The following is a 24622-nucleotide window of genomic DNA, read 5'->3' on the forward strand; positions in this document are numbered from 1 at the left end:
AACAAAAGCCTCCGAATTAAATCCGGAGGCCTTGTTTAATATTAATTCTTATAAAAATTACTTTTTGATAAATCTCGCATTTAATGTTGCCTTTTCCGTGAGCATCGAAATGATGTAGACACCCGGATTTAAAGAAGACACATCAAGCCCTCGATCTGAAAGTTTTACTTCTGTGATCTGTAATCCACTAACAGTCAAAACCCTGACAGCTACCAAATCGGCAGGTGCATTGATAAACAATACATCGGAAGCCGGATTCGGAAATACCCGAGGTTGGCTAACAGGCACAAAACGTTCGACAACAGATGCATTTCTCGCTGTTGATCCATTCAGACAGAAGTTGGTAGCCTGGGAATTTGTAAACGTTCCTCCAGAAGCTAGAAGCGTACTGTTGGCATCCTCTAATGAGTAAGAGCCGTTTCCATAGCTACAGCAAATACCGTCACCGTAAGAATCGTTGATGGTAAAGGTATAGCAGCCGTCTGCCAGACAGCTTGTGTCTATTTTTGTAGCACCTTTATCATTGTTTGCGTCATAAGATCCACCAGACATGACAGTGCCTCCCTGATCATCCGTTATCGCCCAGCTAGTTTCTGCAGGATAATCATCCAGGGTTAAAGTAAGTGTCACATCTGTACAACCACCAGTGGTACCTGAGGATATGTTGAGTTTGTCAATGGCCATATCGCTGGTGTAGCTGGAATTGGTAGTTCCGACAAACCGGAGCTGTACAGAACCACCAGCATAGGCGGTAAGGTCAACATTGGCACTAGACCAAGTATTGCCTTGGTTTCCTGACAAACTCCACAGGGAAGCCCATGCCGCACCATCGGTACTTGCTTGCAAATTCAGGCTACCCATAGTTGCACCATACATGTGGTAGGAGAAAGTAACGGTTGCAGCTGACTGAGCTGACAAATCGATACATGGACTGTTTATGGTGGCTACCTTGTTTGGGAAACCTGTACCATTTCCGGAAGACTCAACATAGAGATAGTTAGAACCTTCGGTTGCAGACGACGGCCCAGTGTTGTTGGATGGTGTGCCGCTGGCATCCACCGTCCAATCGATATCATCGGCTGAGCTTTGTGTCCAAGCACCAAGACCACTTTCAAACCCTTCTGCATAAGGGAAGGCTGAAATTCCTCCAACACAGCCACTTACAGGGTCAAGTGTAGTCGCATTGATGCTTCCATTTGAGGATACGTTTCCTACTGCATCTGATGCGCTCACAGCTAGAGCGTAAGTAGTACTTGCCGATAACCCAGTAAATGAATATGACGTACTCGAGGAGTTTCCGTGAAGACTTCCATTCAAGTAGATATTATATCCGGTAACACCTACATTGTCAGTAGACGCTGTCCATGATAAGTCCAATGAAGTTTCTGTGATGTTGGCTGTAGCCAATCCAGAAGGAGTGGAAGGTGCTTCTGTATCCGGAGTTGAATTTTGAATATTTACCGTATAATCTTCTACTTCACCGTAATCAAATGATTCACAATTCGTTGGTACACCATTATACTTCATAGATACTCTCATTCGAGTATTGCCGACTGTAGCTGTTGCAGGAGCTGTGAATGAACCAGCTACTGGTGTGGTTTGCGATGCAGAAGCTGACCACACCTGTTCACCTGAGTCTCCAAAATCGCCATCCTGGTTATAGTCTACCCATACAGAGTAGCCTTCATTGTAAACAGTTCCTGTCCAAGTTGGAGTAATGGTGATGGTGTTGGCATCACCGATTGTCAAAGTAGTTGATATTGAAGTATGGTCTGAATATCCACCAGAACCAGCCCCGGTGCTGTTGTCAATTGCACCTAACTGTACTCTTCCTATATATTCATCACTGGTATTGTTGCCATTCGAAGCACAATAGTTAAGCTGGACTTCGGTGGTAGTAAACACGACCGAAGAGCTATAAGAAGAACTTGAACTCGTACATACACTTCTTACCTGGGCCTCATATTCAGTCAGTGCGGACAATCCCGAAAGAGAAAGACTGTTGCTGCCTGATGCTGTAGTCGCCCAGGTTGAAGTACCGGTAGCTCTGTGCCTTATCTCATAAGAAGCACCTGCTACAGAATTCCAGTTTAGATCAACCGTAGCCGAGCCAATATTGGATGCTGCCAGACCGGTAGGAGTGGTGGCATTACATGCGATGGCTCCTTCAATAGAGAAATTGATGTTCGAAATATCATAGAAGATATTATCAGCTGCAGCCACCATTACTCTACAAGTAGTAGATACATTGTTAGGTACGGATATGCTAGCCGATCCATCATTGGCCGTATTGGATAGCAAGGTGACTGGGTAAGTAAGTCCTCCATCGGTAGACAACAAAATATTGACATTTGCACAGTTGATTGGAGATGAATTGGTAGAGCCAACATTCCAGGTTACTGTTTCTGTTTGTCCTACATTCCAGGTCACAGCAGTGTTTGGTGCCGACATAGTAAATGGAGTCACGTTCACAACTGTTACTGACATTAAATCGTCATCAGTCTGACCGCCGCCTGCCTTATTGTCTCTTACAGTTAAGGCAAATTCCATACTTCTCGCCACTGAAGGTACGACCTCCCATGTAGGAGTTAAATTACCTGCGACCACATCAGAGATTTGAGGCATATATCTGTCAGGAGAAGTAGTGCCTTCTTTTGATCTAAACATTGGGCCGGTCGTTCTTGTAGACGACGGTGCAGCGTTTGAATTAGGGTTCTCAGGGTCATTTTGTTCCCAAGTGTAGGTGATGGCATCTCCGTCAGGATCTGAACCCTGACCTCTAAGTATAAAGGCGGTTGATTTAGGGATTGAATAGTTTGAGCCGGCATTAGCAGTAGGAGGGTTGTTGGATAAATTTACCACCTGTGCACAGCTTGAGCTTGTACCCGTTTGTATATTGGCAGATATATCTCTGATGTTCACATAGTTAAAATATGCATCACTATTGCTCTGAACATTGGCTGCACAGATACCCGCGTATCCCATAATTGAGCTACCACTACCTGGTTCTACTTCCGTAGATCCACTACCACTTCTACAACTTGAATTGCTTTGTGTATGATAGCCGCCAAACTGGTGGCCAATCTCATGAGCTACATAGTCAATATCAAATGGATCTCCGGTGGGGTCTGATCTACCTGTGTATCCGCTTCCTTTGCTGCCACTTGTACACACACAACCAATACAACCTGCATTTCCACCACCAGTTGTGTTGAAATTGTGCCCAATATCATAGTTGCCATCTCCGATAGCCGCATCAATCACTTGTTGAGTTTTGTTGTTGTATTCGTTGGTCCAGGGGTCAGAGTTGGTACTGCCATAATAGATTATGGCATCATTGTTTGGTACCAATTCCATGGTTATAGCCAGGTCACGTTCATAGACTCCGTTCACACGCGTCATGGTTATGTTCATTTGAGCCAGGATATTAGCCTTCTTCTGTGCGTCGGTACCTGAGCCTGCGAAAATATTGCCATACTCTGCTGTACATGACATAGCTAATCTGTATTTCCTTAGCTTTTTGTCATCGGTTCTTTGTGCACTTCCTTGTCCGTTATTCATCAACGAGGGCAAATTGACTTCCTCGTCGGTCATACACTGAAACTCAGACACTAAATTGTCAATGCTTTGTCTTGCATAAACTTTGTAGCTTTTTAAATCCTCGGTGAAAGGATCAATATAGCTGAGTCCTTCGGTACCTGATAGAATCATTCCATGAAATCCGGCCTGGTCAGACAAACTGAATCGAATGGTTGCACTCGGGTCATCTACTCCTTGTCCTGCATAGGATTTTATGCCAGGATACCTGGCTGCTAAATCAGGATGTAAAGCTGAGGCTTCCACCACACGAAACGCTTCTACACGTCCACTAGCAGTGGGGAAACTAATGATATGGTTTGTTCTGCCACTGGCTGCATCCCTGCTCTGCACCTGTGTCAGGTTTTGTTTTAATGAGGCAATGTCAAGGTCATATACCTCTGACTCCTGCGTAATCACCCTGGAGTTGAGTGTGGCTCCAGTGGGACTACTGGAGGTCCAACTGTTGTTTTTGGTTTGGGCATAGCCGTAACCAAAAACCAGTGGGAGAAATAGCGTTAGTAAAGCTTTTTTCATCTTAATTGGGTTAAATAGTTAAGTAATTAGTTGAATAATGGTGTTGTTGAGTATTAAGAAATGCTTCTGTCCTGATTAAGCTCAAGTCTCCTGTTGTTGAGCTCGCAATAATGACATTGTGAACACGACGAAATGTTTTGAACTTCACCGATAGTAGCTATCAATGCGTCAGAAAAGACGGTTTTATCCTGTGATTTTGTTCCCTGATTGATACCCGAGTCGGGCAGTTAATCACTGGATGAAGTTGAAGTGGGCTATACGACCCATTCTTGGCTACAGTAAATATCGAGCTGGTAGTTCTGCAATAGACCACTGCAGAGTTTTGGGTTGAGTTGCGTAGTCATCTTTTTCTCAATGTTGCTTGGTGACAAATGATCTATTCCATAGAATATTTCATTTTGGTTAGTTAGGTTGGGTAAATACACGGCCGGTTAGGTTGTTTAGCGAATAATATTTGGGTTTACGAAACCCCGAATATATGTTGGATAAATTTATAAACCAAAATCAGTGCGAAATTTAGCATGTCAAAAAAGTATCTGTTAAGGTAAAAATGATATTCATTGGTTTAAGTAGTCTTAAGGAAGTAGCGGTTCGGATGATTGAATAAAAGAATCACGAATTCTTTTATATGTTTCTGTTTTTCAGCTGTTTATATTAATGAAATATATTGGTTAGATTAGTGTCTAGGTATAACATGAATCTCACGACTTTTTAATCTCATTTTGATGAAAATATTTTTTAGATTTTTTTGTATTGTCCTTATCTGTTGCTTCAACAATTCTACTTACGGACAGATAAACAGAAGTCAGGCCGGAAATTATCAAGCGCAAAAAACCTCCTTTCATGAGTACGCTTCCAACTATCAAAATGGATATGTTCAATTGTTGGATGGCACCAGACTAGACGGTCAAATTTCTATTATTGGATATTCATACGATAGGCTATATGGTGTCAATTTTAAGACCGATGCCGGTGAAAAATATAAATTCTCACTAAGAAGCTTGGTAGAGTTTGGGCTATCTGAAAATCTGACAAATGACACACCTGGTGAATTTGAGTGGTATACGGTAGATAAAGTCAAGCTGGGGTCAAATACGGGTGCGCCTTCGAAGCCAAGTAATACAAGAAAAGGAAGTACGGCCTATGGGTATGTGGTGACCAAAGAAGGACAGACCTACCAAGGAAAAATCTCCATTAAGGAGGTGCGGAAAAAAATTATTCAAATTGATGTAAAGACTGGGGACAAACAGAAGTTCAAATTTGAGGCTAGTCAGTTGTCCAATTTTGGAGTGGGAAAAAGGAAAGAAGCACAAACATCAGGTAGCACAACCTTGGTCGTGAACGATAGGGATAATAGCAGTTATGACTCACTTGACCCGGTGCTACTGGCTGGTTTAGATCAAAACACAAATGGTTATGCTATTACCTCATCAGGTGAAAAAATAAAGGGCAAAATTACAATTTCAGAATTTCCGGGTATTTGGTTTGTACGTGATGTGACCTTAACCAGAACCAATGGTGATGTAGAATATTATACTAATAATGGAGCCCTGAAAAGATTGGTTTTCAGCAAAGATGGAAAAATCGTAGAGTATGTAAATTTTGAAAATGAATATGTCAAGGTCCTGGATCGATCGGGTGGGTTGATTCACATTCGTAATCCGCACCCTTCTACGCCTAGTACAGGAGGGGAGCTGGCTAATGCAGTCACAGGAGCTGCATTGGAAAGCGCCGACCAGGAATTGAGATCGGCTGGAGGTAGTGTAACTAAAAACATTCGCCCGAATGAGGATACGGATTGGACATCCGAGGACGTAATTAATTTGTACGCAAAGGAATACCTGATTTTCAATGAACGGACGGGAAAATATGCCATGTATATCCCTGGCAGAAAATACCAGCAGGTGGAAGGTGACCTGATGGGCAGTATGCATTATTTAAAACTGCCAAAAGTAGGTCAGGATGCGCTTAGGAAAATGGAGAAGCCGCTACGTACAATGAATTATCTTAACGAAAAAACCTATTCTAAGTAGCCTATTCTGAGTTATGTCAAGTGGTAGTGAAAAATTCATGAGAGAAGCCATCAAGCTCTCCATTGAGAATGTTACATCTGGACATGGAGGACCGTTTGGTGCCGTAGTGGTAAAGGATGGCAAAATCATCGGACGAGGTAGGAATCAAGTGACTACTGCCAATGATCCAACCGCTCATGCGGAGATTTTGGCCATAAGAAGCGCGTGTAAATACCTCGACAGTTTTCAACTTGACGGTTGCGAAATCTACACCAGCTGCGAGCCCTGTCCCATGTGTCTCGGAGCAATCTATTGGGCAAGACCAGACAAAATATACTACGCTAATTCAAAGGAGGATGCCGCACACATCAATTTTAATGACCAGTTTATCTACGAGGAGATAGAAAAACCGATTAACCAACGCAAGTTGTTCACCCGACAAATGTTGAGAGAGGAGGCCAAAGAAGCTTTTAAAAAATGGGAAGAGAGTCCCGATCGGGTGGATTATTAACATTCCGAGAATGTATGTGTGATTATTCAAGCCTTTTGTCAAATATTAGCCTCTACTTTATGAAAACCTCGAATATGTTTAAAAACAAATGACTTTACTTTATGCCTGAAATCAGGAGCCTAGATTTACCAATAATCAAACCAGCCGCCAATCTATGGATTTAGGAATAGTAGAAATTATTTTAATGACCAGCCTGGTCAATTCCATGTTCTTTTTGATTCTCATCTATGTGAGTCCTAAAAGATACAATCAGGCGAACCGAGCTTTGACCTTTTTCATTTTTCTTACCTCTTTGAATTTCGCGAGTTGGATATTGATTCCCTATTTAGCTTACGATTACGATTGGTTTTGTATCGACCGGTTTCCGGTGGTCTATTTTTTGGGACCATTGATCTATGCTTTTTCGCAGGCCTTGTTCGGGACAAATGGTAAGCAAGTAATTAAGCATAAACATTTGATTGGGGGCTATCTGGATATTTTATTAACCATGATTTTATGGGGATATATTTATTTTTTTGCAATCGACGATAAGTTTGAAATTTTGTTTGATCCTTTGACACTTCATATCTATGAGGGGATCGCTATTTTCTATAATGGTTTTTACCTCTATCGCGCCATCCGGATTGCATTAAATGGCCCCTCCAATCTTTCAAGATTAGTGCATGTTTTTGTAATCATTGTGATCATCTTCTTGCTTTGGATCGGTTTATTTCTGGCAGATGTTTCAGTATATCCGGCGCAATTACCTGATACCGCATTTTACCCACTTTGGCTGTTGATGTTGTATCTGAATCTTTATCTGGGTTATCATTTCATAATGCATCCTATAAAACCGATTGCTTATATGATCGCAGATAAAAAGCCGCCATCGGTTAGAACAACAGATTTGGCCGCCCATCTTGAGAACCTGATGGAAGAAGAAAAACTGTTTAAAAAACCAGATCTCTCACTTGCTGTTATCGCCGGGCAAATGAATGCTTCTACCCATGCCTTAACATTGGTACTGAAGGAGCATTTTAAATGTAGCTATTATGATTTTGTGAACGACTATAGGGTAGCAGATACGATAGAGCGCTTCAAAATGGGGGATGACAGACAGTACACGATCAAGACCATCGCCGAGGAAGCCGGATTCAGGTCAAAAACCACTTTCATAAAGGCCTTCAGAAAGAAGACCGGAATGCTCCCAAAAGAGTTTATTAGTTCAGTTCGCGTACCATAGAGTTCAACTAAGCTCCAGGTGAACTTCTTATACCTCTTTAAGCTAGGCTACTCAGAAGTTGCAGTCATACTTTTACGTACATCAATATTTCTTATGTACGAAACAGCTATGCCTTCCCAGATCTATACTTTTAATCCATTCTGAAAATTGATTTTCCTGCGCTCTGGACATAGCTCGAAATATAGAAGTATGACTGGGTATCAGAGAGGCACGAAATCAATAGATAACTTAAACATTTACGATTATGAAAAGAAGAATAGCACTGGCTATACTAAGCTCCATTATTTTGTTCAACTGTAGTAGCGATGATGATGATGGCTCCGTTGACTTTCCTGTTGAACTGGTAGGCACGTGGAGTTCATCGGCTTTTTCGAGGACTAATTGCACGGCCTCAGGAGATAATGCTGCGTGCGATACCGCTGGCTGTATGACGCTTACTTTTTCATCAAATGGTGGTTATTCGGGGTCCTATCCTGAGGTAGTGCTACAGGGCACCGCTACAGGAGACGCATCAGGTTTAAAGCTTTGTGTTCCGGACAATGGTTGTACGGATGTAAGTTATACATTGGTTTCGGGTACCTTGTCCGCCAATTGGATCGATAGTGAAGATGGGTGTAGTTATACTGTTACTATGACCAAACAATAGATTCACCTATATATTAGCATAGAGACCAGCGGGAGCCGGGTCTCTATGTTTTTTTACTTTGACAACATTGCCAATCGGACTAATTGTGTACCAGGGTTCTATATAGAATCTTTCTTGCATTATTTTTTCTAAGCTCCGACTGAATATCACCAATGAAGCCCATATCCACCTTTTCATCAGCTCTGAGCATGACAATCATTTGATCCTTGTATTGCTCACCCAGATCGGTCTTCTGTCGTTGTACCCACTGACCAATCTGATTGAGAGTGATCATTTGCTTGTCTGCTGAAATTCTTGGTGAATGACCCAGTCGCACATCTTTAGGAAAGCCCACAGTTAGTTCTTTGATGAGAAACTTTTTGTCGACGGAGTTGACCGCCTGGGCATCGGGAACATTGACATTCAATTGTTCATCTTTCACTTTTATCGTGGCTGTCACCATAAAAAAGAACAGCAGCAGGAATACAATGTCCGGCATGGAGGCGGTTGATATCTCTGTGTTAGTCCCGGTTTTTCTCTTGATTTTCATAGTGTACTGATTTGGTCTGGTTCTGCAATGGATATGTTCATAGGTAGGTTCATTTTACCTTTCAGGTATAAGCTATATTCCTTTGGAATGTTACGATTGAGCCTCCTGTATTCTTCAGAGGATAAACCAACCTGCTCGCCATACATCTGGTAGTAGGATTCTTTGATGATGTCGAGGGCTGCAATAAATGATGCATAATGGGCGCCGCGCTGAGTTTTAATGGAAATAATTGCCTTCTTAGGACTTTCAGAAAGAGAAGGATTAGAGGAAGGGTTGAGTACGAACATTTTGACTTCATCATGTAGGCCTGCCAGATCAGACCTCACTTTACCTTCTATGAGATATTCATTTTTAGAATTGATCAGTACCTTAAACAAGTTTCTGTCTTTGATCGGAGTATCAGTTGGAGGTACATCTGGAGGGAGCTGTAGCATGAGTCCTTTATCCTGAAGTAAATTCGTACTCACCAGAAAGAAAATCAGCAATAAAAAGGCGATGTCCGCCATAGACCCGGCTGAGACTTTCGGCTCTACTTTTGTTTTTTTCAATTTCATAGGCTTTTTACAGTATTAATCCGAGAATGCTGAATAGTCACATATTAATGTTTATTTCGGTTGGATCCTTTATTCAGCAAGGAAGGGTTGCCATGATTCTGGGTGACAAGATCACTGGTTCTTTTGGCTTAGAAAGAAACTTCTATCTATTGTATGACTACCTCCAAAATTGGTCTATCAAGAAACAATAGGTGAAGGAATAGGAAATAATTATGGTTTACTTAGAGCAATTCAGTAAATTATGAACAGTAAAAATATCTTTAGCGCATACGCAACTGAGATAATTATCTTTCACCTCCTAAACCAATAAACATGAGTCAAAAACTGCAAGAACTTGAAGACGAACAAGCTATTAAACCTGAAAACCTGTCAGACAAATGGATAGGATCGAGTAAGAGTGAGAGCGACGGACAGACTTGGGACAAGAAAAAGGAAATGGATTTTACCTATTCCAATATCGATAAATTTATCAGGTTAAGTCTGGGTGAAACTGCCCATTTCAGTAATGCCATGTACAACGGGGATTACTCCATGTCGCTTGATGAAGCACAACTAAAAAAATATGAGTTTGTGGCTAAAGAACTTGGGATCAAAAAGGGTAGTAAAGTTCTGGACCTGGGTTGCGGTTGGGGTGGTTGGCTCAAGTATTTAAGGGATGAGATAGGAGCTGAAGGAGTGGGTGTAAACCTGTCCGATGGACAAGTGGCGGCATGTGTGTCCAACGGACTGGATGCACACATCAAAGACGCCCGATTCGTCAAGCCTGAAGACTTTGGTATGTTCGATGCGGTGACTGCTTTTGGCAGTTTTGAGCATGTATCTTCGGTAAAGGACTACCGTGAGGGCCGGCAAGATGCTGTATATGAGGACTATTTCAAACATGTGGCTAACCTTCTTAATCCCGGTGGGCGGTTCTATATGCAAAGCATGACTTTCGAAAAGAACATGATTCCGTTTGACGATATTGATATCAACGCACCAAAAGACTCTGACAGTTATTTTATTGCGTTACTTCGTAAGCACAATCCAGATTCATGGGTTCCTTATGGTCAGGAACACATCGTAAGAACTGCTGAACCATATATGAATAAAGTATTTTATAGCGATGGGCGTCTGGATTACGTTAAAACCAACAGAGAATGGACTAAGCGGTTCTACAAATTCAATCTGAAGAAATACTTATGGTTTGCTTCACTAATCCCCAAATTCTTTATAGACAAAGAATTCCGCCATCAGCTTGCTGTTCTGAGGGTACGACCTAATAGAGTCTGTTTCGAACGAGAAATTATGGGACATGCACGGTTGGTTTTTGAAAAAAAGTAAGAGAAATAAGAGCTGACCACATTTAACGGAAGGATACTAGGCCAATAGACCGATATAATCATAGGTCGGTTTTTGGTTTAAGGCAAATTTCAGGTAAAAGTCAGAAAAGTTTTGAGGCCATATTTGTGTGATTGCATAGTTTGGACTGTTATTAATAGCAAAACCAAAACTTGATGTCATGAAAGTAAGCTCTATTCTTTTACCCATATTTATAGTCACTGTCTTTAGCAATTGTTCTAAAGATGACGAACCAAAAACAACACAGGCTAAATGGCGAGGTACCTGGTCCAATGGCTGGCCAAGTTTATTTCATGACGGGGAACCCTATGAGGGTGAGAACTTTGTTGTGTATAGCGACAAATCCAGTCAGGCATGGCGAAAAGAGGTGTCTGAAAAAGCGGAGGAATCGTTGACGGACATAATGACCAGATTCAATCTTGTCAATGAAGATTTTGACTTTGTTCCATTACAAAGTGATGGAAAAATAGATATTCTAACTAACTACGATCAATGGAATAGGGCGGTAGCCTATCGTGATGGTATTATAATAAGATCAAAGGATGGCCCGAATTTCTTTGGGGATCACCAGATGTGGCAGTACGTTTTTCAGCATGAAATTACCCATGTGATCGAATTTTTATTGATAGGTACTCCAAATCGAAGTAACTCAAGCTCGGTGTGGATGAGAGAGGGTTTTGGTAACTATGGTGCAAGAAACCATAGGATTCAGGCCGTAGAAGAACTTGAGGCCTGGCAGGAAAAGATGAAAGATGTACCGGGTGAGGGTAATCCTATAGGTATAGTCGTCTGGTCGGATTTTCCTGAGTCTGTGACCGACGCCAATACCACGACGGAGTATTATGGTTTTTTCGAACTTGGAGTGAGATACTTGCTTGACGAAGAAAATGGAAATGGGACGAACATTGATAACCTGAAAGCATATTTCGAGGACTTGGGAGAAGGTGTATCGTATAGAAATGCATTCAAGAAACACTTCAATCTGGATTCCGATGAATTTAGAGACAACTACTGGACAATAATGACAAATTATTTAACTGAATCTGAATAAATTGAACCTAAAGGTCAAGTAAAAATCAAGATGCTAAAGAAATATTCTCTCTATTTTAAGATAGCTAACTACCTTATTCTTTTGCATGGACTTGGTCATTACCTGGGGCACTTAACTACTTTTGTAAATTATGATCAGGCATCTCCGGAACTGAAATCTTTGTTCGAGTCCATGCAAGGAGCGCAAACAGGAGGTGGCAATGGTATTTGGGATTTATTCTTGATGTTCAGCATGTCATATACGATATTTCAAGTTATGCTGTCGGTGTTGAACCTGGTGTTAATTTATTCAGACGCGATCCAACTGGCGATTATGAAACGAATTGTATTCGTCAATTTACTGCTTTGGATATTTTCATTCAGTACTTTTCTTTTGACCTCTGCTATTGCTATTACTCTATACAGCAATGCCGTTTTTGTACTATTTTATTTCTTTGCTTATTTATTGATAAGTAGAGAAGGTGGCGGTCGAAAACAACATCAGTAACTTCCGATATTAACGCACAAAGTCTTCAATTTTTTCAATCAAACCTGCATTTCTCAAACTCGGTAAATGACGAGCCTCATTGGGTATAATCTCTAAATCATACTTCACTTCGAACTGTTTGAATAGGCCTTCTACGCGATGTGCCGCCGCTAGCCCGTGTTCGTCATCACCGCCGACAATCATTTTTACAGGCATAATGTTAAAACTCCTCAAATCTTCGTCATCCCATCGTTCCAGGGCATAACTAGAAATAATAGTCAGACTTTGGAAATACTGCTTTGACATCAATGCAAAAGTAGCTGCTGGCCGAGCACCTGATTCAAACCCCACCATGTGAAATTTGCCGCCTTCGATCTCATAATTTCTTTTAACAGTTTTGAGTAAGTCATTCAAAGCGTGATGTGAAGGATGATTGATCCAGCCATTTTTTGGGGCTACCGGAACAACTATAATCCAGTCCTTTTTTCCAGCTGTTGTGCCCCAAAACTCTGATAAAGCCCAATCTGCCGAAGTCATCCCTTGACTTCCGGGAGGATAGGCCAGCATGGCAGGGTAGGTTTTGGACTTGTTGTAGTTTTCGGGGAGAATGATATGATATTTGATCTCAATACCGTTGTGAACTATTCTGTCATACTCGTATGTTTGTGGCAACTCAATAAAGTCATTTTCTCTAAGTAATTCAATATCCTTATCGGTTCGAAGTAAGTCATAATCCAGAAATCCACTTTGTTGAGCCAGTTTAAGAGCTTCTGAGGCATTGTCTAAGTCATTGGTCAATGAATAGGCACATGCCAAATTGTAATAGGCACTGGCTCTCATCTGATGTGAAAGCTCAACGGCTTTTTGATTGGCGTCAATGGCATTCTTGTAATCCTGCTTGCCATGATATGCGCTCGCTAAATAGAACCAACTTTCTCCATTTTTGGGATTTTTGTTAGTATAGTCAATCAAAAAAGTCAATGCCTGATCCCATTTGCCGGAGCTAATTAACCTTATCGCTTTCTCACGATCCTGTTTGTTGAATCTTTCTGTCTCATACTCAGTATTGTTGGAATTGGAAGTTTCTCCTGAGATTGAAGAACTGCACCCAATGATGACATGAAGGCCTATTAAAAGACCCAAGATCGTGGTTATCAATTTTTTCATGGCTTTGCTATTCGTTTGGCACGAAAGTATGCTGGCATCCTGTACAAATGAAGAAGATTGTGACGAGCAGTGGGATATATGACGAACTGTGAGGTGTCGACCGGAAAGAGTAATTTATTAGCTCATGCCTTATTCTTGCTTTTAATCGAAGTATACTTTGGTATTCTATGTATTAGTATTTATCTATGCATATAAAATTATCAAATAAATAATCATATGATTTCAAAAAACTTAACTGCTGCCTCTACTAAACCCATCATACTCGGTATTTTAAAACAAGGAAATAGCTATGGTTATTTGATCATTAAGAAGATCAAAGAGATATCTGGCGGTCAAATGAAATACTCTGATGGCATGCTTTATCCAGTTCTTCATCGACTCGAAAAGGAGGGACTCATTCAGTCCAAATGGACTATGGAAAATGAAACGAGGCCTAGGAAATACTATGAAATTACGAAGTTAGGCAAGGAGGCTTTGGTGTCAGAACAGAAACAATGGTCCCAGGTGAATGCCGTACTCAATGAAATTTGGAATGCAAAGCCAACAGTAAAATAACTAGACCATGTTTAACCTGGAGGATTCGATCGATCAATGGCTAAGGAATTTTTATGGGCACAGAGCCTTTGATCATGGCTCCATTCGCGAAATGGAGCTTCACCTGAGAGATCACATAGAAGATTTAATGGCTGAAGGCCATGATGAAAAAGAGGCATTCCAATTAGCGGTAGCAGATTTCGGCGAGATACCAAAGATGGCAAAAGAGGAATTTTGGAATCAGCGAAGGAAAACAACAATCAAAACACTCATATACACAGCAATGATCAAAAACTTTTACTTCACCACAATCAGAAACCTGTTAAAGCATAAGAGCTATTTTCTGATCAATATTTTAGGGCTCGCCGTAGGAATGGCAAGCTTTACATTCATATCTCTTTATATTTTTAATGAGCTGAGTTATGATAGATTTCATGCTAATCATGAAAATATCTATGGAGTTAGAACGGAGTCTGTTATCCGAGGTCAGCTTCGTAATGGAGCTACAGTAGCTGCTCCAATGGCCAGATCCATGATGGATAACTACCCGGAAGTAGTAAGAACTACACGAGTACTTCGAAGTGGTGCTCTATTGGTAGACAACGGAAATGAAAAGATCAATGAGAGCCAAATTCTCTTCGCAGATTCTGGATTCTTTAGCGTATTTGATTTTAGGCTATTGAAAGGTAATCCTAGAACTGCATTGCAACATCCCAAATCGATTATTTTGACAGAGGATTACGTTAGGAAGTATTTTGGAGACCAGGACCCAATGGGTCAAAAAATTGTCATTGAAGATACGGTGTTCTATAGCGTAACAGGAGTTTTGGAGAATGTTCCTCCGAATTCGCACATCCAATTTAGTATGTTGGGATCATTAAATACAAAACCAATCAACAATACCAATCATTGGATTGGTACCGATTTATACACATATGCAGTTTTAAAAGAAAAGACCAAAACAGACGAGTTGGAAGGGAAAATGAAGCAGATCTTCTATGACCATATTGCACCGGAAATAGAATATTATACGGGAATGACTATTGATGATTGGGAAAAAGCGGGTAATTCAGTCGGTTTTAATCTCATGCCTATCAAAGATATCCACCTTTACTCCATTGCTACCGGAGAACTAGAGCCTACTGGTAATATTACTTACATCCATGCCTATGCTTTGATTGGCGTAATTATTCTATTCATTGCGATATTCAATTTTATTAATCTCGCAACCGCTCATTCAGCAACCAGAGCCAAGGAAGTTGGTATTAGAAAAGTGGTCGGATCAACTAAGCGAAACCTAATATTTCAATTCATATTAGAATCGGTGGTCCTTTCACTAATGGCTTGCGCACTTGCTTTCGTAATAACCATCGCCTCCATGCCGTCATTTATAGGCCTAATTGGAAATGACCTAGCCTTCGATATCACATCGAATTATATCGCCTGGTTGGCCATGGCAGGTCTCGCTATTGTGGTGGGCATTCTGGCAGGAAGCTATCCTTCCTTTGTGCTTTCCAGGTTTCAGCCGGTAGAGGTACTAAAGGGTAATTTCAGTTCTCCAGGGAGGTCTGGTTGGTTGCGAAATTTGCTGGTAACACTACAGTTTTCTGCTTCTATCGTCATTATTGCAGGTACGATTGTAGTCTACAGTCAAATTGATTATATGCTAGTCAAAAATCTCGGATTTGATAAAGAGCAAATCCTGGTGATAGAGAGACCGGATTGGTTAAATAATAACCTGGAAGTATTTAAAAATGAGCTATTGAAAAATCCCAACATCAGTTCCGTCGCTAACTCAGAAACTATCCCCGGGAAAATTTATGGTACTCGATCTTATCGGAAGAATAATAACAATGAAGTCTATCTCTTTAAAAATAACCAAGTCTCTTATGAACACAAGGAATTGTTGGGTTTTGAAATTTCAGCCGGACGCTTTTTCTCAAAAGAGTTTGCTTCCGATTCCAACGCAGTTGTGCTCAATGAATCTGCAGCAAAGTCATTAGGTATCGATGAGCCCTTGGGTGCTCATCTGATTACACCATGGAAAAAGGGGCAGCTGCTGACGATTATCGGAATAGTCAAAGACTATAATATTGAGTCACTTCACAATAGTGTTGCTCCAGTCTTGTTAGAGTTGGCACCCAACAACAATGGTGGCTACGTAAGTGTGAAAATGCAGAACAGCAAGAATATTCGCGAAACCGTCACATTTGTTGAAAATGCCTGGTTGAGACATTCGAACGATAAGCCCTTTGATTATTTCTTTTTCGACGAAGACTATCAAAATCTGTACAAATCGGAATCAACAACCGGGCAGATGTTCGTTTTGTTTGCCACACTTTCCATCTTCATTGCTTGTCTGGGTCTCATTGGTTTGGTGACGTATACGGCCTCAATTCGTAGAAAAGAAATCGGTATTCGCAAAATTCTTGGCGCAGGCACCAGTACGTTGGTTAGGCTGTTATCTACCCAAATTGCAAGACTGATCATCTTTGCAACCATTGTCTCATGGCCACTGGTATATTTCGTAACAGATTATTGGTTGCGAAATTTTGCAGATCGGACTACAGTAGGCCTTTGGGTTTATTTATCCTCCACATTGGCTATTGTAGCCATAGTAGGTGTGGCCGTAAGTTTTCAAACAATCAAGACAACTATGAGCAATCCGATGGAATCCCTCAGGCAAGATTAACCGGTGAGACAGAAGAGTTATATCAAAGCAGAGTGGGAACTATCTTAAAGTTACCACTCTGCTTTTTTATGTGTTTTATATAAGATTTTTATTTGTGAAATAAATAGAATTTTGCTAAGCAAACTTTTCAAAGAACTAACAAATGAGAAGGTTCATTACGATTTGATCAAATCTCTGATTGTTTTTTTAGACCTTAAAACCGCAAAAAAGCACTGTTCCCTTTATAATACCTGTCTCCAATATATTTAACTTATTGAAAGGAGTAGAGGTGCTATTCAGTCAATTGATGGTGATTTAGTGCGCCAATGAAGTGTTGAAATAATGGTTTTACTGTCATTTATTTTGTTATATTTATAGTATAATTTTATTATTTCCAACCAAACCTACCGAACTATGCCATTTCTAGAAAGCGCTCGTCTGCGCTTACCTATTCTATTATTCGTTTTTCTACTTACGGGCGCCTTTTTTTATAAGGCAGATTCAAATGAAATTTTGTGGTTTACTAATAGCGACACAACGAATAATTTACAGATAGACATCAATGGAATTGCCCCTCCGAACACAAACCCAAGAGCACAGCCTGATTTTGATATTTTTGCTTGGAACAGCTTTATTGCCCTAAGCTGGCCTGCTATTATTCCAGATACTACAAATGGATTTCTTCGTGGAATTCCTGATGTGAACAAAACTTTTGCCGCATCCAAGCCTGGTGACCTATTAGTGTGGGAAACCTTCAAAGAAAAGAGAGAAATTTTTAATCAAACTAATGGAAACAATGTGCCTGCATTATTTCCATGGAACTTCCGCACCGAATATGGCCCTCTTAGACCTGCTAATACGGATACGTTGCCGAATATGAAACACAGTTCCTTATCAGGAGTTACAAGGGTTTTGGCCCAGGCCCGGAAACAAATGACACCCTTTAATACCTTCGATGAAACGGCAGAAGTGGGTTCTGAGGTCTTGGAGACCAAATATCCGAATGGAAATGCCAACCCCATATTACATAGACCAGTTGGGCCAAGGGTATGGAAGGGAGTTCCTTCTGATTCTGTTCCCGTTTTGTACGAAGTAAAGTTGAATTATGACTACTACAACTATATAAACGCCAATAAGCTTTATACTGATAACACCGATTCAATAAGTATGGATGCTGACTCTGCTAAACTAAGATTGCCCTATCGTACTTCATCTAAATTTGGTCCTAAAGGTCAAACAGCCGGTACTAACTATGCCATCAAAACTGGTTATGATGCTGACTCCACAGCTACTGAATATAAAAGAATCAATACTTCTGGTGACTCTGTTCCTCCATTGATTGGGTCGATGCAATTCAAAGCCGCATGGGTCAAACTCGATCCTGCAGTAGATGACACCACTAAATATCATACGAGCAGGGCCATTTATTATGAAACCGATCCAGCAACTAAACTTCCTGTAGCTTATGAAGATTTGTTTGGTTTAATTGGCTTGCATATCATTCAGAGAGTTCATTTGACGAATAGCGAACAGGATGCTAATCCCATCGGCGGCACGTTCATCTTCGCAACCTGGGAGCATACTTCTTTGCGACTGCCTTCCACCAAATACACGTATTCTAATTATTATAATCCTGAAGTGGACCCTGGAGCAGAGACCATTCCCGGAGGTTACAAATATCCGCAGGGTTTTTATCCTCCTATCGACATTAGCGATACGGCTACTAATGGAGTATATCGCGTAGTACCTAAGTTTCCTATTCTGAGCAATCCAACCGATCCTCTGGCTCCGGCAACCGCTGAAGTCAATAAAATGGTGCATAATCTGCTGCCGGCCAACTCTGTCTGGAGAAATTATCAACTGGTAGGCACACAATTCATGGCCATTGATGTAAACAGCTCAAGCCTGCTAGAGGCTGCAGGTAAAAAGCCTAGATACCGAATTAGCGAGAATGATCCTCAAGGAATTGGTTTACCTGTTTATCTGGCCAATGTTGTAATTGAAACCAATGAAGGTCTTCAGCATTTCCAAGGGCAACCTCCTGGCACTCAGCCAATAGCCAATTATGAGGGTTTTGGTATTGGAGTTAACAATACGATCGACTTTTTGAGAAATAACCCCAACACGGCACTCAACAGACAGGCTTATAATATGGGCGGTTGTATGGGGTGTCACGGTGTAGCTCAAAGCAAGGGATACTCGTTCAGCTTTGTTCTCCTTGGCGGAAGGGATGGTGCCCTGACAGATACAGAAACCAATTTTGAAATCCCTCCTCTGAAAGAAGTGGGGAAATAGAATTGCGACCTAGATCCAGTTATAGCCTTATTGAAACTCCTTATTTAAAAAAAACCTGACCGATGAGTAAGAAAAAAAATAAAAATACAGAATCAAATTCTAGAAGAGATTTCTTAAAAAATGCAGCCCTTGGAGCAGGAGCTGCTGTTGGAATGGGTGCTACTAGCGCTGCTTGTTCTGTCACCAAACCTATTCTTGATGTTCTCCCCGAACTTGACTCATCACTGGTCGAGAGCGAAAACTTTGATGCTGTAGTCGTAGGTGCGGGAGTGTCTGGTGCTTATGCTGCGTTGCGTTTAGCACTGGTTGATAGTTCGGCTACACCTGTAAGTTATTCGGAGAGAAGTAGCAGTACTCCGAAAGTAAAGGCCCAGCCTCCTAGAGCCAGTTCTCCTATAGCTAATTTTTTACAGCTTAAAGGCAAAACGAAGTTGGATGTAAAATTATTCGAGTATTCGGGGCGGGTAGGAGGAAGATTGCTGTCTACACCTATAGAAGGTGTTGATGCTGAGGACAGTGGGCCATTGCGATTTGCCGAATTTGGAGGTTTTCGTTTTGATCGACAAATGAAAATCGTATGGGAAACAGCAGAGGCACTGGGACTGTCCGATGAACCTTTTTATTATCAGGAATTAAATATTGAAGAAAACAATATTGTCAATGTAAGAGGAGACCTATACACCAATGGTAACCCCAAGTCTAGCGAGGCCTGGAAATCCTACCCAAACATAAGTCAAACAGAAAAGAATATTCTTAATGCAGGTTTCGACTTGGGTAATTACATAACCGACTTGGCTTTTTCGGATACACTACCAAGCGCAAATTCTAATACAAACCTGGCCAATTACCGCAATGTGGCGAGTATAGTAGAAATACCCGCATCAGCCAGTAGACCGTATCCTTCGGTTCGAATAACATTTAAATCGAATTTTAATCCAAATGAAAAAAGCCCAACTGTGGTCACCATTCCTGGCAATGCAAATGGATGGTCGTTTTCCTATGTACTGTATCATTTTGCATTCAACTCCGGAGATTGGGATAGGGTAAAACAAATAGCTGATCAATATGAACAGGCCAAGAAAAAAACCAAAATTACCGGAAGGCCTTTCTTTGATTGGTCTTGGTGGGCACTAAAGCGTAATTACCTCACACAAGAAGCTGTGGCTTTTCTGGAGGATGATAGTGGCTATAATGAAGAAGGTAATGCCGGTACAGTAGAAACCAATATTGATGAGAACTATTATTTTTCGGTAAAATCAGATGGGACAGATCTAGGAGGACTTACCTATAACAATACTAGCAGTTATTCAGAACAAACAGCCTGGAGACATATAAAAGAAGGTTATTCAGCAATTCCTCAACAATTGTTTAATCAGTTTAGGAAACTAGATGAAAAGGGAATCAACAAAAACAGCTCTGTTGATGTCGTTAAGAAACAACTGATTGCATTTACGAAAACTGATTCAGCAACTGGCGATTTTCCTCAATATCAATGTTTGTTTTATGCTCGTCAGCAAGGTCCGAAGTTATCCATCTCAGGTGCAGCGGCTTTGAACATGTATCAAGAAAATTTAATAAAAGCCAATGCTTCTCAACCTGGATCTAAGGAAAGAGATGAGTCTATGGCTGTCTTGAAGCAATTCAAGCTTGTAACTTGTAATTTTTTGGTTCTCGCATTGCCAAGAAGGTCACTCGAATTGATCAATCAAAATAATTTCTTTTTCGGAAGCCAAGGGGTGCAAAGTCTATTGCGGAATTCGGTACATGATATCCTGGCTATGAGAATGTTTGTCGCCTATCCCAAGCCCTGGTGGTTGGAAAACAGTCCGAATAATCCATATAACAATCTACCTGATAAAAATAGCCCGCTCAAACAGTCCGAATTCTATCCAGTAGGAAGAACGAGAACTGATTTGGGATTAAGACAATTGTACTATTGGTGTTATAATAGGGCGGTGCCGCCATCATCAACACTCATACCCAAAGGAGGGAATTATGTGGACATGGAAAAACCTGCGGTTATGCTTGCCAGCTATACAAGCGGAGACGCAACGCGGTATTGGAGAGCGCTTCAGGATGGCCAACCTTATGATCATCTCTCAGGGTCCCAAACACAACAAGCGCACTTGTTCAATAAGGCCTCAGGGAAACCCACTGAAAATTTGAATATTCGCAACCCACAAGCTGGCGGACCCAGACACGGCAGCTTGACGATGGGTGTAGAAGCCCATAAACAAATAGTAATGCTTCACGACAGGATGGCTGATTACGACAGTCTCCCTCTTCCATATTATGTCCACTTTGAAGATTGGAGTAAGGACCCCTGGGGAGCCGGATGGCACAGTTGGAGATCAGGTTTTGCAAAGAGCGAGCAAATACCCAGAATTCGAAAACCACTTGATAATGAAAATGTCTTCATTATTGGTGAATGCTATTCGAATGTACAAGGATGGGTACAAGGAGCATTAAATGCTGCAGAAGCCATGCTACAGTGCAATTTCGGTTTGCCATGGGCATCGTGGCTGTCTGTCAATGGCATCTGGCTAGGTCAAGGTACAGATTGGGTTTCTGCCTCTACTCAGGATCCTGATCCCAATCCTTGTCTCAACGAAGATGAGCAATTTGCTCCAGACAAAAAACCAGTCGATGAATAGCTAAATAATGATATGTAATAATTAAAAAAAATCAATCTATCGTGAAAAAGAAAACCAACACAAAATATAAACCGATCAAAGAGGCACAAGTGGAAAGTCGCAGAGGCTTTTTTAAAGATGCCGCTCTTGGTGCCGGAGGCATCGCATTGGCGACCGGAATTATTCCGTCTTGTGATGGAGCTAATGTCTCTCCTTCAGACAATAAGGCAGAAAAAGGCTTGATAAAAAACGGAACACCTCCTGATCAATCAGATGCCAATAATTGGTTTACACCAAAAGAGTTTAACCTAACGAATAAAATAGGATTGAGGGGCACAGGGCTTAAAAGTATTGTTGGTAACAGAAGTTTTGATAACCTACATTTTCTTGATGTAGACCGGAATTCAACCGGGGCAAGTACTGGACAGAGCGCGAACCTGTTTGCTTACAACGGCACGGTTCCTGGCCCAACTTTTAGGCTGAGAGGAAGCCAAAACCTGACCATTTTATTTAGCAATTCCTTGAGCGGAAACAACGGATATTTAGCTGTTCTCCAAGGTTCAAGAAAGGTGATGGGTGACACGAGAATCCCCTCTGACACAAAAGATTGGCAAATCAATAGTCATTTGTATGGCCCTCATCAACAGCATACAACCAATTTACACACCCATGGCCTTCATGTTTCTCCAGGGATAGATCACCAATCTCAGGAGGCCACCCAATATAGCATCCACTCGGACAATGTGTTGCTCAGAGTGATTCCCTATCAAGACTATGTCAATAGAGTTTTGGAGGGAAATGGTCCAGTTCTATTGGACAATGAACAAATAGCCACAGCACTCTACAATTTTAAACTTCCACGACCCAACGGTACCCCTCATTACCCCGGAACACATTGGTATCATCCACATCCTCATGGGGCAACTTATGATCAGGTTGCCAGTGGTATGGCTGGATTTCTTATTGTAGAAGGCCCTGTAGATGACTATTTAAAAAATCTTTATAGCAACAACGATTACAAAGAACTTCCTTTATTGATCCAGAGGATTTTTGAAGGGGTTCCTGTGGATGGCGAAACCTCAACCAAAATTAAGAAGGGTGGTCAAGCTAAAAAGACTGTTGTAAAACCAACTGTCAACGGTCAGTCGCTTACCGTAAATGGGGTGCAAATACCTCAGCAGCAAGTTTTTGCTAATCAGGTTATCCGATTGAGAGTGCTTAATGGAAGTGTCGATGGTCAGGGCTATGTTCGATTTATGATCGTGAAAGGAGATCCGAAGAGTGGCCCTACACAAATCAATCCATTGAATAATCTATACAATGATGCTTCCAGATGCAATAAAAATGGAAGCTCCAACCCGCCAAAAAATGCAAGTTCTGCTGCTAAAAGGTGGTTTACAGATGAAGTTTCAGACAACAGGATTTGTCTAAACAACATTGCGTATGATGGAATCAATCTCTTTGCTGAAAACGGTGATTATCGGAACATGCCGGTTGAATGGATCACCATAGGAGTAGCTAATAGGGCTGATTTTCTCGTGGCTGTACCCGAAGATGCAATTGCTGGAGATACGTATACCATTTGGGTCCAGGACATGGTGGAAGCAGTTGATAAAAACAAAGTTGGAACATCAGCTTCCAATTTGAAAATTGCACAATTCAATGTAGTAGAAAGAGAAGCAGGGAGTCTTCCGGTTCCCATGAAAAATTCTGACGGTTCTTTGATGTTAGATTGGGTATACAACGGTACTAAGCTCGTCGCAGAAGAAATGCTCATGCCCATAGGTGTTGATGAAATCACAATATCAGATAATAATGAGACCACTTCTGCATATTTGCCCTCTAATGCTACAACTTTAGATGGAAAACCTATATCCCTCAGCGCATCTGGTAATTCCGGAAAAATAAGAGCCAGAAGAGTAATGTACTCTGGTTTTGGCCACTTTTCAGTCAATAATTCGGTAGTTGGAGTCACAGAAAATATAGTAACTCCAGATGGACAAAAAGCTACTGGAGGTGCCGCAAGTAATTTGTATAACGCCATGCTTATAGATGGTAAAAAATACGGGTCCGACACCGCTCATGATCATGGATGGGATACTGCTCAACATAAAATGCTGGTGAATTCGGCGGAAGAATGGTCAGTTTATAACTATTCAATGACTTCTTATTTGAAAAAGGGTGGAATCGCCAGTGATCCAAATGATTATATATATGGAGTACCTGCTTTTAAGAACCCAGGAGGTACAGGATCAACCTTAAAAACTACTGCGGTACACCATCCATTTCATATGCACCAAAATCCGTTTTATGTAAGGAGTATTCAGGATTATGAAGGCAACGAATTACTTCCACTGGACGATGATGGAAACCCAATTCCCCGATGGCAGGATACAGTTTATGTACCTCACAATGGAGGAAGAGTAATCTTTAGAAGTAGATTTTGGGACTATACAGGAAAGTATGTTAACCATTGTCATCTGCTTCAACATGAGGACTGGGGAATGATGCAGGCCGTAGAAGTGGTCGATGGAAACAATAACTTACCGAACTACATTCCCCTGCCAGCCGAAGAAGCAAGTGCCCAGAACGTTTTCCCACCATTGAGTCTTAAACAAATTTTTACGTTGGACGTGGGGAAAGCCAAAAAAGTACTTACTGAAGAAACATTGAAAATGCTCTGTTATGATCCCGGTACAACCACATTTTTTGATCAAAACAACTTAACCAACCTCAATGTCGGCACTCAACCAGGAGACTTATTGATTCCAATTCCTACAGACGATAGTCCCTATCCTCAGTGGAACAATGATATTATGGATGGCCAAATTGCCCTATTAGACAAGGGAATAACCATGTGCTAAATTATTTGTAATGT

General features: G+C 41.2%; 16 protein-coding genes. 12 read left to right on the forward strand and 4 right to left on the reverse strand.

From position 1 onward, the window contains the following. Nucleotides 1-57: 57 nt before the first annotated feature. A complete protein-coding gene (locus tag ABJD64_RS09070; protein ID WP_348181932.1) occupies nt 58-4113 on the reverse strand; it encodes a reprolysin-like metallopeptidase in 4056 nt (1351 codons plus the stop codon). Between the two features lie 725 nt (nt 4114-4838). On the opposite strand from ABJD64_RS09070, the gene ABJD64_RS09075 reads away from it, so the two are divergent. The 4 genes from ABJD64_RS09075 to ABJD64_RS09090 all read left to right on the forward strand — a co-directional run bounded on the left by ABJD64_RS09075 (nt 4839) and on the right by ABJD64_RS09090 (nt 8504). Continuing rightward, the gene (locus tag ABJD64_RS09075; RefSeq protein ID WP_348181933.1) at nt 4839-6146 is read left to right on the forward strand and encodes a hypothetical protein; all 1308 of its coding nucleotides are present in this window, start codon (nt 4839-4841) and stop codon (nt 6144-6146) included. Between the two features lie 37 nt (nt 6147-6183). Further along, nucleotides 6184-6636, forward strand: a complete 453-nt coding sequence (locus ABJD64_RS09080) for a nucleoside deaminase (RefSeq protein WP_348181934.1) — start codon at nt 6184-6186, stop codon at nt 6634-6636. A gap of 154 nt (nt 6637-6790) precedes the next feature. Next, entirely contained in the window at nt 6791-7858 is a 1068-nt protein-coding gene (locus ABJD64_RS09085) for a helix-turn-helix transcriptional regulator (protein ID WP_348181935.1), read from the forward strand. 244 nt (nt 7859-8102) lie between these two features. After that, entirely contained in the window at nt 8103-8504 is a 402-nt protein-coding gene (locus ABJD64_RS09090; protein WP_348181936.1) for a hypothetical protein, read from the forward strand. Between the two features lie 79 nt (nt 8505-8583). On the opposite strand, the gene ABJD64_RS09095 is transcribed toward ABJD64_RS09090, so the two are convergent. Together ABJD64_RS09095 and ABJD64_RS09100 are read right to left on the reverse strand one after the other, a co-directional pair. Then, nucleotides 8584-9033: a biopolymer transporter ExbD gene (locus ABJD64_RS09095; RefSeq protein WP_348181937.1), complete on the reverse strand. Its 450-nt coding sequence runs from the start codon at nt 9031-9033 to the stop codon at nt 8584-8586. After that, nucleotides 9030-9587, reverse strand: coding sequence for a biopolymer transporter ExbD (locus ABJD64_RS09100; RefSeq protein WP_348181938.1), 558 nt, complete (start codon nt 9585-9587; stop codon nt 9030-9032). Before ABJD64_RS09100 ends, ABJD64_RS09095 begins: the two co-directional genes overlap by 4 nt. Before the next feature lie 312 nt (nt 9588-9899). On the opposite strand from ABJD64_RS09100, the gene ABJD64_RS09105 reads away from it, so the two are divergent. The 3 genes from ABJD64_RS09105 (at nt 9900) to ABJD64_RS09115 (ending at nt 12465) form a co-directional block, all read left to right on the forward strand. Beyond that, nucleotides 9900-10910, forward strand: coding sequence for a class I SAM-dependent methyltransferase (locus ABJD64_RS09105; protein ID WP_348181939.1), 1011 nt, complete (start codon nt 9900-9902; stop codon nt 10908-10910). A 178-nt stretch (nt 10911-11088) separates the two neighbouring features. After that, the gene (locus ABJD64_RS09110; RefSeq protein ID WP_348181940.1) at nt 11089-11979 is read left to right on the forward strand and encodes a hypothetical protein; all 891 of its coding nucleotides are present in this window, start codon (nt 11089-11091) and stop codon (nt 11977-11979) included. A 30-nt stretch (nt 11980-12009) separates the two neighbouring features. Then, the gene (locus tag ABJD64_RS09115; protein WP_348181941.1) at nt 12010-12465 is read left to right on the forward strand and encodes a hypothetical protein; all 456 of its coding nucleotides are present in this window, start codon (nt 12010-12012) and stop codon (nt 12463-12465) included. A 9-nt stretch (nt 12466-12474) separates the two neighbouring features. On the opposite strand, the gene ABJD64_RS09120 is transcribed toward ABJD64_RS09115, so the two are convergent. Then, entirely contained in the window at nt 12475-13611 is a 1137-nt protein-coding gene (locus ABJD64_RS09120) for a tetratricopeptide repeat protein (RefSeq protein WP_348181942.1), read from the reverse strand. Between the two features lie 216 nt (nt 13612-13827). Here ABJD64_RS09120 and ABJD64_RS09125 point away from each other — a divergent pair, with 216 nt between their 5' ends. The 5 genes from ABJD64_RS09125 (at nt 13828) to ABJD64_RS09145 (ending at nt 24608) form a co-directional block, all read left to right on the forward strand. Then, nucleotides 13828-14166, forward strand: coding sequence for a PadR family transcriptional regulator (locus ABJD64_RS09125; RefSeq protein ID WP_348181943.1), 339 nt, complete (start codon nt 13828-13830; stop codon nt 14164-14166). A gap of 7 nt (nt 14167-14173) precedes the next feature. Next, the gene (locus tag ABJD64_RS09130; RefSeq protein ID WP_348181944.1) at nt 14174-16837 is read left to right on the forward strand and encodes an ABC transporter permease; all 2664 of its coding nucleotides are present in this window, start codon (nt 14174-14176) and stop codon (nt 16835-16837) included. A gap of 393 nt (nt 16838-17230) precedes the next feature. Next, the gene (locus ABJD64_RS09135) at nt 17231-19111 is read left to right on the forward strand and encodes a hypothetical protein (protein WP_348181945.1); all 1881 of its coding nucleotides are present in this window, start codon (nt 17231-17233) and stop codon (nt 19109-19111) included. 62 nt (nt 19112-19173) lie between these two features. Next, entirely contained in the window at nt 19174-21765 is a 2592-nt protein-coding gene (locus ABJD64_RS09140) for an FAD-dependent oxidoreductase (protein WP_348181946.1), read from the forward strand. A 41-nt stretch (nt 21766-21806) separates the two neighbouring features. Continuing rightward, complete coding sequence (locus tag ABJD64_RS09145; RefSeq protein ID WP_348181947.1) at nt 21807-24608, forward strand: multicopper oxidase domain-containing protein; 2802 nt, start codon at nt 21807-21809, stop codon at nt 24606-24608. Nucleotides 24609-24622 lie beyond the last annotated feature (14 nt).

This window comes from Reichenbachiella sp. (genome assembly GCF_039944555.1).
In the GTDB taxonomy this organism is placed as follows: Bacteria; Bacteroidota; Bacteroidia; order Cytophagales; family Cyclobacteriaceae; genus Reichenbachiella.